The organism is uncultured Mailhella sp. (assembly GCF_944324995.1).
GTDB lineage: Bacteria > Desulfobacterota > Desulfovibrionia > Desulfovibrionales > Desulfovibrionaceae > Mailhella.
Genome location: NZ_CALUYL010000024.1, coordinates 18,746 through 32,882, shown reverse-complemented (window position 1 = coordinate 32,882; position 14,137 = coordinate 18,746). Strand labels below are relative to the sequence as shown.

Sequence of the window (14,137 nt, the reverse complement as noted above, 5' to 3'; positions counted from 1 at the left end):
GATCAAGAGCTAGTCTATGCACACCTCGCGCATGGTGCGCATGTTGTCGAGCGCGATGCCCGTGCCCATGACCACGGTGGCGAGGGGATCGTCCACGCTGAAGATGGGCAGCGAGGTGTCTTCGCGCAGAAGCTGATCCAGACCGCGCAGCAGCGCGCCGCCGCCGGTGAGCACGATGCCGCGTTCGACGACGTCGGCGGCGAGTTCGGGCGGGGTCTGTTCGAGGGCCTGACGCACGGCCTGCACAATGGCGTCCACCTGCTCGGCGATGGCCTTGCGCACTTCTTCCGAGGTGATGATGATGGTCTGCGGGATGCCCGTGACGAGATCGCGACCCTTGACCTCGATTTCCTTTTCCTCTTCCATGGGATAGGCGGAGGCGATCTGAATCTTGATTTCTTCGGCGGTGGATTCGCCGATGAGCATGTTGTACTTGCGCTTGACGTGGCGGAGGATGGCTTCATCCATCTTGTCGCCGCCCACGCGCACGGAACGGGAATACACGATGCCCGAAAGGGAAATGACCGCAACTTCCGTGGTGCCGCCGCCGATGTCGACCACCATGTTGGCGGTGGGTTCCTGAATGGGGAGATTGGCGCCGATGGCCGCGGCCATGGGCTCCTCAATAAGGAAGACCTCACGGGCGCCGGCGCTGAGCGCGGATTCCTTGACCGCGCGCTTTTCCACCTGGGTGATGCCGGTGGGCACGCAGATCATGATGCGCGGACGCACGAGACGACGCTGATTGTGAACCTTGGAAATAAAATACCGCAGCATGGCTTCCGTCACCTCGAAGTCGGCAATGACGCCGTCCTTCATGGGGCGGATGGCGCGAATGTTGCCGGGAGCGCGACCGAGCATGCGCTTGGCTTCGGAACCGACGGCGAGCACCTGATTGTTGCCGCGGTTGTCTTTCTTGACCGCCACCACCGACGGCTCGCGGAGCACAATGCCCTTGCCCTTGACGTACACGCAGGTATTTGCGGTGCCGAGGTCAATCGCGAGGTCGTTGGAGAAAATACCGAGTATCATATCAAAAATCTTGGCCATGGGGATTTCTCGCAAGGACGTATGGAGTATGGAATGGGAGGTTCTAGGCACAGAAAAGGCGCGCTGTCAATAGTACGCGATCGTCCGGCCCGCCGTCCTCCGAGTGGCGCGGAACGCCTTTCGGAACTAGACAGCTTTCCATCGTATTTGCACTCTTGTCAATATTTTTAATGGGTGCAGGCGACATTTCTCCGTCAAACCTCATTCTGCCGAGGCGGGATAGGGGAAAACGGAGGGACGACGGGGAAAATGAAAACAGGGGGGCGCAGGCGGGACGGCGGGAGAGGAAGCCGGAGCCGCGGGACATCGAGGAAAGACGCGGGGAAAAGAAGGCGGGAAAGGCGAGAGGAAACAAAGGGCGGAGCGGCCCCGCCCCGGGCGATGGAAAAACAGCGACGAGGAAGCGGGAGAAACAGCGACGGAACGACGGAAAGCGCCACCGAGAACGCGGGGAGAGGGAAAATGCAAGAACACAGCCGCGGACGGAGCAGACGGGGCAGATTCGTGATCATGTCTGCCGGAAGGACGTCGCCACGGGACGGGAGGCGCGAGAAAAAAGCGGAAGCGCCGGGGAAAGGAAGCGGGGAAAATCCCGCGCGCGCCCACGGAAAGCGCCGAAAAACCAAGCGCGGGCAGGCACGGGGGACGCAAAAAAACGGCGGGACGACCGGGCGCTCCCCCCCCCATCATCGGGAAGCAGGCCCGTCGTCGGAATGCACTCTCAGTCTCGGGAAAACGCGTCAGTCAAGGAAGGGATTCCGCTCCGGCGCGTCGCAGGCCTTGCCCTGCCACCAGTCGTTATAGGCCAGCACGGCGTCGATCATGTCGAGGGTGCGGCGCTTGTCCGCCGCCCAGGCGGGAGCGACGAGTTCACCGGGTGCGGGATCCGCGCAGAGCCGGTGAATCACGACGTTCGACGGCAGCAGCGTGAGCGCCCGCGCCGCCAAAAGCGCGTATTCCTCCTGCTCGAGCAGGCGCAGCTCTCCGCTTTTCCACGCCCGTTCCACGGCCGCGCCCTTCGGCACGTACAGATTGTGCAGCTTCACCCCGTCCGCGGGCAGGCCCGAAAGCCAGCGCGCCGAGCTCAAAAAGTCCTCGCCGTCCTCGCCCGGAAGACCCGCCATCAGATGCGCACACGTCTTCACGCCAAAACGCGCCGCCAGCCGGAGCGCCCTTTCCGAATCCTGCGCCGTGTGCCCGCGGTTCACGCGCCGAAGAGTGGCGTCGCTGCACGTCTGCACGCCCACGTCCAGCCAGAATTCCCGCCACGGCACCGATGCCAGCAGCCGCATTTTCTCTTCGTCCAGACAGTCGGGGCGCGTGCCGATGCACGCTCCGACCAGCCCGGGCAGCGCTTCCAGCTCCTTCAGCATGGCCGACAGCCGAGCCACCGGCCCGTACGTGTTGGTAAACGACTGCACATACCCCAGAAACAAACGCGTGCCCTTCATTCTGGGCATGGCCGCGTACCGCGACCGCCAGCGCTCCCACTGATCCCGAAAGCTCCCCAGACCCACGCCCGGCCCGGAACCCTCCGCATTGCAGAACGTACACCCGCCCACGCTCAGCGTTCCGTCCCGGTTCGGACACCCCGACCCGGCATCCAGCGTGATCTTCTGCACCTTCTCCCCAAACTCGCCCCGTAAATGCCTGTCCAAACTCCGATACCGCAACTGCCGACTCATCTCGCACCCCCTCCCCCTCTACTGCCGCAAAACCCCTCCCCCCGCAACTGGAAAAGCTGGAAGAGAGGAAAGGCAGAAAAGGCATGCGGGGGAAATAATTCCCCCCGCACCCCCCTGTTTCCGCCGACGGCTTCGCCCTCGGCGGGACGGGTGTGCAGGCAAAGGGCATTGCCGAAAATGGGCGGGAGTTTGGAAAGGCTGGGACTGCGAGGGGTGGTGTGCTTGGCGGACGCTGTTCGGGCTGCGGACTCAGTGCAGGTGTGCGCTGCTGCGCCCACCTGCGGTGGCCGACTCCTGTCCGACAAATGTCGGACAGTCGTGTCAAAGGATGGGATTTCCAGATGACAGGGAAACGTTGAGCGTTCGTGTGTGGAAGTCCCAACGTGGCTTCATTGTTTAGGGTGCGGCCCTGAATCGAGACAGAAATCAGGGCCGTGCAAGGGGAAAAATCAGGGAGAGGTCGTTTTGACTTCGGTCACGCTTTGAATCCGGCCGGTTTTGGGGCTCGACCGTGTTTTGTCCTCTGCCGTCAGAGGAAACGTTTTTTTGTTGCCTGACGTCGCCCGGGGCCCCAAAGCGTTGAGAGAATGCCTTCCGGAGGCACGCCCCCCTTCGCCCTTCGCTTCGGACGTAATCTTCCCATTCACCCTGTCCTGCCGGGCGGTGCAGCCGCACGGCAGAAACAGGGGTGTGCGGGGGGCTTGTCCCGACTTTGTCGGGGAATTATTTCTGACCTTGCAGTCTCCCGACGAACACGCAGGCCCGTTTGCGCAAGACACGTTGTACAGGATGCGGGGCTTGCACGACGGGCATTGCGTTTAACGCCGGAAGTGAATTCCGGCTACGCGCTGCCGTCGGCCGGGCTCCTGACGTCGCCCGGGGCCCCAGAGCGTTGAGAGACGACCTTCCGGCAGGCACTCCCCCCCTTCGCCCTCTGCTTCGGCATAATCTTCCCGTTCACCCTGTCCTGCCGGGCGGCGCAGCCGCACGGCAGAATCAGGGGGGTGCGGGGGGAATTATTTCCCCCGCATGCCTTTCCTGTCTTTTCTGCCTTTCCTGTCTTTTCTACCTTTGTCTTGTTTGACATTCGGGCAATCGGCCGCCTATGTTTGAAGATCACAGCAAGGGAGGGAGCATGCCTCACAAGGTTACCGACGCATGGGACAGGAGCGGAGCGTTCACGCTGGAGGAAGCGGAGGCGCTGGCGGCGCGGCGCGGGGAGCGGGCAGTGCCCACGTGGTGCGGCATGTGCGGGCCGCGGGGAAACTGTGCGGTGTACGCGTTTGAGCGCGGCGGGCGTCTGCTTCGGGTAGCTGGCATGAAGGAAGCGCCGCACAACAGGGGCGGGCTGTGCTGCAAGGCTCATGCGGCGGCGCAGTGGGTCTATTCTCCGGACAGGATCACCACGCCGCTGCGGCGCACGGGCAAAAAGGGCGAAGGCCGCTTCGAGCCCATAGGCTGGGATGACGCGCTCGGCATTGTGGCGGACACGCTGAAGGCGCAGAAAGCGGCGTTCGGGCCGGAATCGCTGGCAGTGCTTTCTCCGGCACGGCGCGACTACAGCGAATATCTGTATCGTCTGCTCGTGGCGCACGGCAGTCCCAACTACGGGCACAGCGGCATTTGCGCCATGCAGCTTCATTTCGGCTTCTGCCACACGATAGGGGCGCGGCCCTCGCCGGACTACAGAAATGCCGACGTGATTCTCATCTGGGGCAGGCAGCCGGTGTATTCCGGGCCGCCGCTGGGCACGGCCGAAGCGCTCGTGGAAGCCCGGCTTCGCGGCGCGCGCATTTACGCCATCAAGCCCTCCATCGAAGCCGACGGCAGTTTCGCCACCGACTGGATTCCCGTTCGCCCCGGCACCGATGCCGCGCTCGCTCTTGCCATGCTCCACGTCGTCACGGGCGAGGGGCTCATCGACAAAAATTTCGTTGATCAGTGGTGCTTCGGCTACGACAGGCTTGCCGAACACGTGCGTCAGTTCAGTCCGGCGTGGGCCGAAGGCATCTGCGGCGTACCGGCTGCAGTCATTGAGGAAATGGCCCGCACCTACGCCACCACGCCCCGGGCCACCATCGATGTGGGCAACGGTCTCGAACACGCCCCTTCCGCCAGCGACGCCATCCGCGCCATAGCCATGCTCATGGCCGTTACCGGGCATCTCGACAGGCCGGGCGGCAATCTGTTTGCCGGGCCGGGCTCCACCATGCCCGCGCCGCGCAGCGTTCAAATGAGGGACAGGTACACCCCGGAATGGCTGGAAAAAATCGTGGGACCGGAATTCCCCCGCGCGTTTCAGCCGTTCCGCGAAGGCACCTCGGCCGCGTATCCGCGCCTTTTTGCCGACGTTGTTTCCGAGCATCCGACCATTCACGCCATCATTGCGCCCGGCTCGCAGCCCACGGTGAGCACCCGCAATCCGCGAGGCGTCATCAGGGCACTGGAAAAGCTGGATTTCTATGTCGTCATCGACACCCACCGCACCGCAGACATGCCCTGGGCCGACATCGTGCTGCCCGCACTCACGCCCTATGAAATCGATCATCCGTTCGAGGTGCGCGGTCCGTTCATCATGGCGCGCAGCCGGGCGGCTGATCCCGTGGGCGAAGGCCGCTCCATGCAGCAGATCATTCTCGACATCGGCACCGCCCTCGGCTACGGCGACGAATTCTGGAACGGCGACATCAACGCCTGCATGAACTGGCAGCTCGAACCGCTCGGCATGACCATGGACGAGCTGCGTTCCCACCGCACGGGCATCGTGTATCCGCCCGCCGGTCGGCGCACCTACGAAAACTACGCAAAAGTCTTCTCCACGCCCAGCTCGCGCCTCGACAAAAGTCCCTTCCTGCCTCAGGGCAAGGTGGCGCTCTACAATACCAGCTTTGAAGAGGCGGGCTTTGCGCCCTTGCCCGGCTGGAGAGAACCCGTGGAAAGCGTGACCGGCACCCCGGAACTCCTCAAGGATTACCCCTTCGTGCTTTCCGACTATCACACCTCGCGGAGCTTTTCCGCAGGCTGGCAGCGCAACGTTCCCCTGCTGCGCGAGGTGGAAAAGGAACCTTGTCTGCACATCCATCCGAACAGGGCCCGGGCCCTCGGCATTGCCGACGGCGATACCGTGCGCGTCACCTCTCCCCACGGCTTTCTTCTTGTGAAGGCCATGTACTATCCCGGCATCCGCGAAGACACGGTCATGCTGCTGCACGGCTGGTGGCAGGGCTGCGCCGAACTCGGCCTGCCCGACCTGCCCCTGCTCGACGGCGGCGCCAACGTGAACCTGCTCTACTCCCCGGACATGGAAAAAAGCGCCGATCCCCTCATCACCGCCATGGGCAGTCAGACCCTCGTAAACGTCGCGCGCGTCTGCCCCGCCGAAAAGGATGCCTCATGAAGGAATACGCCATCACCTTCGACCCGGAACGCTGCATTGCCTGTCACGGCTGCGTGGTTGCCTGCAAAACCTGGCGCGACACTCCGCAGAACGCCTGCCGCCGACGCCTGGATACCCTGTGGACCAAAGAAGAAACCATGCCCCGCCTGCGCCACGCTTCCGTGGCCTGCCTGCACTGCAACACGCCCGCATGCCTCGAAGCCTGCCCCGCAGGAGCCATTCACAAACAGGAAAACGGCCTCGTCACCGTGGACGAACACGCCTGCATCGGCTGCCGCGCCTGCCTCAGAGCCTGTCCCTTCCACGTGCCCTCGTTCGCCGCTCCGCGCAGCCCCATGATCAAATGCGACCTCTGCAACGGCCTCTTCAACCCCGAAACCGAGTCTCCCCCCTGCGTGGCTTCGTGCCCTACCCGCGCCCTCACCTTCACCGCCCTCACGCCCGAACAAAAAAGCTCCTGCGAAGCCCGTATGCTCGCCCTGCTCCGCAGCCGTGAGGAATGGTAGCAAGCCTGAGAAAAAACGTGATGGACGAAAACGCCCCGGCGTCCGCCATCGCCCGTTTGCGCAAGACAGTCTGCACAGGTTGCGGAACTTGCACGACGACGGCTGCGTTTAGCGACAGAGGTAAATCCCGCCTGCTTATGCCCGTCGGCGCGACCGTCTGAGGACAGGTCGCGGGCCCCAGAGCGTTGAGAGGACGTTTTCCGGTTTACCTTTTGCGGCCCTGACCTCGGAGTTTCCCCCCCAAAATCCAGAAATCCCATCCTTTGACACGACTGTCCGGCGCAGGCCGGACAGGAGTCGGCCACCGCAGGTGGGCGCAGCAGCGCACACCTGCACTGAGCTCGCAGCCAGAACAGCACCTGCCAAGCACTCCGGCATCCGCAGTTCCCGCCTGCCTGCTGAAGCAGCGAAGCTGCGAGGCAGAAACAGGGGGGTGCGGGGGGAATTATTTCTGACCTTGCAGGCCTCCGAAGAGCACGCAGTCCCGTCTGTGCAAGACACGCTGTACGGCCTGCTCTGCTTGCACGACGGGCATTGCGTTTAACGCCGGAAGTGAATTCCGGCTACTTATGCCCGTCGGCCGGGCTCCTGACGTCGCCCGGGGCCCCAGAGCGTTGAGAGACGGCCTTCCGGCGGCACTCCCCCCTTCGTCCTTCGCTTCGGACGTAATCTTCCCGTTCACCCTGTCCTGCCGAACCGGCGAAGCCGGGAGGCAGAATCAGGGGGGCGCGGGGGGAATTATTTCCCCCGCATGCCTTTCCTGTCTTTTCTGCCTTTCCTGCCTTTCCTCTCTTCATGCCTTTTCTGCCTTTACTCTTCCGGCAAAGGCGGGGCGTTGAGGGCGCGGGGGGGCTGGGATTTCGGGAGTCGGGAGAGGGCTTCGCACTGGAGCTGGCGCAGGCGTTTTCCGGATTCCGCGCCGCGGTTGCGCCAGGCTTCGGGCAGGCGCACGGCGCGGATGGCGGCGAGGTCGCGGGTGGCCATGGGTTCCCAGTTCCAGCCGCCGTCGGCTCCGGCGAGGATCCAGAAATCATGGAAGATGCGGGCTTCCTGGAGTTTGCAGATCAGGTCTCTGCGCGTGCCTGCGCGCAGGGAGCCGTACACGCCCCCCTTCATGTGCAGCGCCGTGCCCTCCACGCCCGCGCGAATGTGGCGCGAAGGCAGGCGCAGGCGGCGGCCCAGGGCGCGCACGAGTTCCGCGCCCTTGAGCTCATGCCCGTAGTGATGCGGCAGAATGGCGGCGTCCGTGCGGATTTTGCCGAGATCGTGACAAAGGGCCATCCAGGCGGCGAGGGGGTGTCCGGCACAGCGGTCGAGCACCTCAAGGGTGTGATCCAGCACCGAATTGTCGTGCCACGGGAGCGGCCCCGCAGGAATATCCGCCGCGGGGGCGAGTTCCTCAAACCACGGAGAAAGACAGTCCGCGTCGCGCAGCACCGTGAAAAAACGCGACGGCTTCGACGCTTCCAGCGCGCGCAGAAATTCGCGTCCCACGCGCTCGGCAGGAAGCGCGGCTACCGCGGATCGGCACTCCACGGCCGCGCGGCGCATGGCGTCCAGCGTTTCGGGGGGCACGGTCCAGTCCGGCCAGGCCGCGGCAAAGCGCGCCACGCGGAACAGGCGAAGCGGATCGTTTTTCAGCGCGTCGGGCGAGGCAAAGCGCAGACGGCGGGCAGCCATGTCCGCAAGAAAATCCGGATGGCAGAACAAACGCCCCTGCGCGTCGAAGGCGGCGGCGTTCACGGTGACGTCGCGGGTAAGCATGTCGTGCTCGACATCGCCTTCCAGCGGGGTGAACTCGTCCGCGCCCACAAGCCAGATTTCAGGACTGCGACCCGTATTGCGCGCCGCAGGGAAGCGCTGTAGAAAGAATGCTTCGCCACCGCTGAAGGAAACATCCACGTCGTGGGCAGGACGCCCCAGCAGAAGATCGCGCACCGCGCCGCCCACCACATACCATTCACCCATGTTGCCCCCGGCCCGCGGGCCGCCGCGCGCAGGCAAAAACGCCGCGCGCCTCCCTCCCGCAGGAGGGGCTGTGTGTTTCATCGCCGCCGATACGCGACGGCCGCTCTGGAGGATCCATGAACGATAACGCCGCCTTGCGACTGCTCTATCTGGGCCTGCCCCCCATCGGGGAACAGGAGCCCACGGCTCTGCCCTTTTCGCCGGAAGCGCTTGCCGCCTCGCCTCTTGCCCTGACCGCCGCAGATCTGGCGACGATTCCGGCGCTGTTTGCCGCCGCATGGACGGAGCGCGACGACGGCGGAAACCGCGCCGACACGCCGGACGCCAGCGCGACTGCAAACGCCCCGGAACGGAGCGAACGAGGCGCGGGCCCGGCTCCGGGCGAACGCTCCGCCTATGCGGATGCGCGCGTACCGGGCAAGGCCGACGACCCGGAACACGGCGGAACTTCCGCCGCAGCAATCGCCGCTGCAAACGCGGTCACCCGTGCAACTGCAAACGCGGCCACCTGCGCGGACGCCGGTCTCGCCGCAGCCAACGCTTCGGCTCCGCTCTCCGGCTCGCCTTCGCGCCCCGACTCCTCGGCCACGCGTCCCGGTTCCGCAGGCCCCGATGCCCTTGCCTGGACGCCCAAAGAAAAAAACGGCGTGCGCTGGCTCGAAATTCCCGCACCCGGACTGCCCGCCCCAGTGTACATCACAGGCCCTGCCACCTCAACCCTCGACGTCGCCCGCCTGCTCGTGGAGGCCGACCTCTTCCCCGAATGGGCCTCCGTGCTTTCCCTGCGTCAGAGCTCCGGCCGTGGACAGATGCGCCGCGCCTGGGCCTCCCCCGAGGGCAATCTCTACTCCGCCCTGCGCCTTCCCCTCGCCCCGCCCTTCGATTCCGCGGCCGCCGCCCCCGCCTGCGGAGCCCTCTTCGCCGAAGCCCTCTCCCGCGAACGCTGCCCCGTGCTCCTCAAATGGCCCAACGACCTCCTTCAGCCCTCATCCTCGTTCCGCCCCGGCGTCGCCCCGGGCAGAAACGACTGCTTCAAAGTCGGCGGCATGCTCATGGAAGAACGACGCGGCGCGCTCATTGTGGGCACGGGCTTCAACCTCGTCTCCTGCCCGCCGAACTCAATGCTCCGGGATAACTACGCTTTTTCCGCAGGCGTGCTCAGGCGCGCATCCGGCTTTCCCCTCGTCGATCCCGCCTGCGCCCATCCCTCGCAAAAGGACAGCAAATCCAAGGACATCGTGACTATTTTCACGCTCTGGATTCGACTTGCGAGCCGTCTTTTTTCCTGCTATTCACAAAGGCAGACCCTCGAACCGTGGTGGCCCGCGCTCGCGCAAAGGCATCTCGCCTTCCGCGGCTGCCGCGTCACGCTCGCCGACGCCTGCCCCGAAAGGGAAACCATGGTCAGAATCCCCTGTGAGGGCGTGGTGGACGGCGTGACCGAATCCGGCGCGCTTCGCCTCAGTACAGCATTCGGAACGGAAACGTTTCTGGGCGGCTCCATCCTTCCCGCCGGTCAAGTCTCCTGACTTCCCCGTCGGAACCCGGCCCCCCCGAAACCTCCCCCTTCCTCGGAGTAGATATGTCTGCAAAAACCATGGAACAAGTTCAGGCCGAGCTCAAAGGCAAGGCCATACTCGTGGCCAACCGCGGCATTCCCGCCCGCCGCATCTGCCGCGCCATCCGCGAACGCTTCGGCGCCGTGGCCATCATGACCGCCACCGACGTGGACAAGACCTCCCCCGCGGCCTCCGCCGCTCAGGAACTCATGCTCCTCGGTCCCAACCCCTCCGCCTACCTCGACCTCGACCTCATCATCAGCAAGGCCAAGGCCCGCGGCGTGGTCGGCATCCATCCCGGCTGGGGCTTCGCCTCCGAAGACGACAGCTTCCCCCGCAAGTGCGCCGAATCCGGCATCACCTTCATCGGCTCCACCTGCGAATCCATGAACCTGCTCGGAAACAAGGTGCAGGCCAGAAACCTCGCCACCAGAATCGGCGTGCCCGTCGTGCCCGGTTCCGACGGCGCGGTCGACATCAACGGCGCACGCAAGGTCATCAAGAAAATCGGTCTGCCCGTCATGCTCAAGGCTGAAGGCGGCGGCGGCGGTCGCGGCATCTTCGTCATCCGCACCATGCAGGAACTCGAAGACGCCTTCGTCAAGGCTTCCACCATGGCCGAAGCTTCCTTCGGCAATCCCCGCCTCTTCGTCGAACGCTACCTCGAACACGTCCGTCACATCGAAATCCAGGTCATCGCCGATCAGTACGGCAACGTCTTCGCCTTCGATGAACGCGACTGCACCGTGCAGCGCAATCATCAGAAGCTCGTCGAAATCACGCCGTCCCCCTGGCCCGGCATGACCCAGAAACTCCGCGATCAGCTCAAGGAATACGCACGCGCCCTCATCAAGGCCGTCAACTACTATTCCCTCGCCACCGTGGAATTCCTCGTCACCCAGGACGGCACCCCCTACATGATCGAGGTCAACACCCGTCTCCAGGTCGAACACGGCATCACCGAAAGCCGCTACGGCATCGACCTCGTCGGCGCGCAGATCGCCATCGCCTTCGGCGCCGAACTCCCCTTCAACGAGGAAAACACCAAGCCCCAGAACTGGGCCATGCAGGTCCGCATCAACTGCGAAGACCCCCAGAACAACTTTACCCCCAACTGCGGCCGCGTCGTCCGCTACGAATCCCCCGGCGGCCCCGGCATCCGCATCGACTCCAATCTCTGCGCCGGTTACGACTTCCCCTCCAACTACGACTCCGCTGGCGCGCTCCTCATCGCCTTCGGCAGAAGCTGGGAACGCATTCTCAGCATCATGAACCGCGCCCTCGAAGAGTACACCATTTCCGGCATCAAGACCACGCTGCCCTTCTATCGCCACATCCTCCAGAACGAACAGTTCCGCTCCGCCAACTTCGACACCAACTTCGTCGCCAATACGCCGGAACTCTTCGACTATCAGGATCTCGCGCCCGAAGGCGAACGTCTCAGCCACCTCGTGGCCGAAATCACCGCCAAGGGATACAATCCCTTCGTGCAGCTCGGTCAGTACCGCTCCGCAGACACCCCCCGTCTGCCCGCCTTCGAGCCCGTGCTGCCCCACATCTCCGGCGCAGACCGCTACGCTCCGAGCCCCTATCCCCACGAACGCGATCAGCTGCTCGAATTCCTGCGTGATTCCAAGATGGTGCACTTCACCGACACCACCACCCGCGACATGACGCAGTCCAATACCGGCAACCGCTTCCGCCTCGCCGAAGATGCACTCATCGGGCCCTACCTCGATTCCTGCAACTTCTTCTCCCTCGAAAACGGCGGCGGCGCTCACTTCCATGTGGCCATGATGGCCAACATGACCTATCCCTTCACCGAGGCCCAGGCCTGGAATCAGTTCGCGCCCAAAACGCTCAAGCAGCTGCTCGTGCGTTCCACCAACGTGCTCGGCTACACCCCCCAGCCCCGCAACCTCATGAACATCACCGGCGAAATGATCTGCGACAATTACCAGATCATCCGCTGCTTCGACTTCCTCAACGATATGCGCAACATGCGCCCCATCGCCGAAGTCGTGCTCTCCCGCAACGACGTGGTCTTTGAACCCGCCCTCTCCATCTCCGTGGCCAAGGGCTTCGACATCGACCACTACCTCAACGTGACCGCCGCCACCCTCGACATGGTCGGCAGCATCGCGGGCTGCACCCAGAAGGACGCCTCGCGCATGATCATCCTCGGCCTCAAGGACATGGCCGGCATCTGCTCGCCGTCCTTCATCGCCGATCTCACCCTGGCCATCCGCAAGCAGTGGCCCGACCTCGTGCTCCATTACCATCGCCACGCCACCGACGGCCTCTTCGTGCCCGCCGTGGGCGCCGCCGCCAAGGCAGGCGTTCAGATCGTCGATACCGGCCTCGGCGCCAGCGTGCGCACCTACGGTCAGGGCGACGTGCTCGCCACCGTGGCCTACATGGAAAATGAGCTCGGCCTCAAAACCATGGTCAACAAGGATATGATCGCCCAGGCCAACTTCGTGCTCAAGCAGATCATGCCCTTCTACGACCGCTACTGCTCCCCCTACTTCCAGGGCACCGACTACAACGCCGTGTATCACTGCATGCCCGGCGGTGCCACCTCGTCCTCGCAGGAAGGCGCCATGAAGCAGGGCTACATTCAGCTGCTGCCCCACATGCTGCGCTTCCTTGCCGCCATCCGCAAAATAGTGCGCTATCACGACGTCACCCCCGGTTCCCAGATCACCTGGAACACCGCCTTCCTCGCCGTGACCAACGCCTTCAAGCGCAGCGGCGAAAAGGGCGTGCAGGACCTCATCCGCGTGGCTGAACTCGCCGCCGTCACCCCCGAAGATCAGGTGGACGACATCCTTCGCGAACAGCGCCTCGACATCTACCGCGACTGCAACGACGCCTTCCGCAACCTGCTGCTCGGCAAGTTCGGCCGCCTGCCCCTCGGCTTCCCCGAAGACTGGGTCTATGAGAGCGCCTTCGGCAGCTCCGCCTACCGCTCCGCCCTCGCCTCCCGCACCGAGGATTCCCCCCTCGAGCACCTGAAGGACGTCAACGTCGAAGCCGAAGCCAAGGCCTGCGCCGCCATCATCAAGCGCGCCCCCTCCGACGAAGAACTCGTCATGTACCTGAACCACCCCGGCGACGCCGTCAAAACCATGCAGTTCGTCAAAAAGTACGGCGATCCCAACCGCCTGCCCCTGCACGTGTGGTTTGAAGGCCTCAAGCTGGGTCAGGAACTCCAGTTCACCGATTCGAGCGGCAAGCCCCACAAGATGACCATCTTCCGTATCAGTCCCGTCACCGATCACGGAACCGTCACCGTGCGCTACAGCTTCGACTCCATCCTCATCAGCCACGAAGTCAAAGTCTCCGAAGGCCGCATGACCTCCGCCGACACCACCATGGCCGATGAGAACAACATCTACCACGTGGCCGCCCCCTCCAACGGCGACCTCTGGGTGATGTACGTCAAGCCCGGCGATATCGTGAAGGCCGGAGACGAACTGTTCAACATCTCCATCATGAAGCAGGAAAAGGCCGTGCTCGCCCCCACCGACGGCATCGTCAAACGCGTGCTCAAAACCGCCGACTACCAGGCCACGCGTAAAATGATCCCCGTGCGCGAAGGCGAACTCATCGTCGAACTCGGCCCCTGCCCCATCGTCTGCCCCAACCCCGACTGCGGCAAACCCCTCCCCTCCGCCGCCATGCACTACTGCCCGTGGTGCGGCTGCCCCGTGGAAAAGGCCGATAAGGAACCCGGCAGCTAACACAAAAACATAACCCCCAAAAGGGCGTCCCGCAAAACGGACGCCCTTTTTTAGTTAAAGGCAGAAAGAGAGAAAAGGCAGAAAAGACAAGAAAGACAGGAAAGGCATGCGGGGGAAATAATTCCCCCCGCCCCCCCCTGATTCTGCCTCCCGGCTTCGCCGGTTCGGCAGGACAGGGTGAACGGGAAGATTATGCCCGAAGCAGAGGGCGAAGGGGGGAGTGGAA

Annotated in this window: 7 protein-coding genes; 4 read left to right on the top strand and 3 right to left on the bottom strand. The window is 64.0% G+C overall.

From position 1 onward, the window contains the following. Positions 1–9 precede the first annotated feature (9 nt). Positions 10–1,050 (bottom strand): rod shape-determining protein, encoded by a 1,041-nt coding sequence (locus Q0K02_RS09895; RefSeq protein ID WP_294446731.1) that lies wholly within the window; start codon positions 1,048–1,050, stop codon positions 10–12. Between the two features lie 740 nt (positions 1,051–1,790). Further along, positions 1,791–2,735 carry a TIGR01212 family radical SAM protein gene (locus Q0K02_RS09890; RefSeq protein WP_294488176.1) on the bottom strand — a complete coding sequence of 315 codons (945 nt, stop codon included), beginning with the start codon at positions 2,733–2,735 and terminating at the stop codon, positions 1,791–1,793. 1,135 nt (positions 2,736–3,870) lie between these two features. Here Q0K02_RS09890 and Q0K02_RS09885 point away from each other — a divergent pair. Together Q0K02_RS09885 and Q0K02_RS09880 are read left to right on the top strand one after the other, a co-directional pair. Continuing rightward, positions 3,871–6,132 carry a molybdopterin-dependent oxidoreductase gene (locus tag Q0K02_RS09885; RefSeq protein ID WP_294488173.1) on the top strand — a complete coding sequence of 754 codons (2,262 nt, stop codon included), beginning with the start codon at positions 3,871–3,873 and terminating at the stop codon, positions 6,130–6,132. Then, positions 6,129–6,638: a 4Fe-4S dicluster domain-containing protein gene (locus tag Q0K02_RS09880; RefSeq protein WP_294488172.1), complete on the top strand. Its 510-nt coding sequence runs from the start codon at positions 6,129–6,131 to the stop codon at positions 6,636–6,638. The genes Q0K02_RS09885 and Q0K02_RS09880 overlap by 4 nt, the downstream gene beginning before the upstream one ends. An 810-nt stretch (positions 6,639–7,448) precedes the next feature. Here Q0K02_RS09880 and Q0K02_RS09875 read toward each other — a convergent pair. Continuing rightward, positions 7,449–8,606 carry an HD domain-containing protein gene (locus tag Q0K02_RS09875; protein WP_294488170.1) on the bottom strand — a complete coding sequence of 386 codons (1,158 nt, stop codon included), beginning with the start codon at positions 8,604–8,606 and terminating at the stop codon, positions 7,449–7,451. A gap of 116 nt (positions 8,607–8,722) precedes the next feature. On the opposite strand from Q0K02_RS09875, the gene Q0K02_RS09870 reads away from it, so the two are divergent. Together Q0K02_RS09870 and Q0K02_RS09865 are read left to right on the top strand one after the other, a co-directional pair. Next, on the top strand, positions 8,723–10,135 hold the full coding sequence (locus Q0K02_RS09870; protein WP_294488167.1) for a hypothetical protein: 1,413 nt from the start codon (positions 8,723–8,725) through the stop codon (positions 10,133–10,135). A 53-nt stretch (positions 10,136–10,188) separates the two neighbouring features. After that, complete coding sequence (locus Q0K02_RS09865; RefSeq protein WP_294488165.1) at positions 10,189–13,911, top strand: pyruvate carboxylase; 3,723 nt, start codon at positions 10,189–10,191, stop codon at positions 13,909–13,911. Positions 13,912–14,137 lie beyond the last annotated feature (226 nt).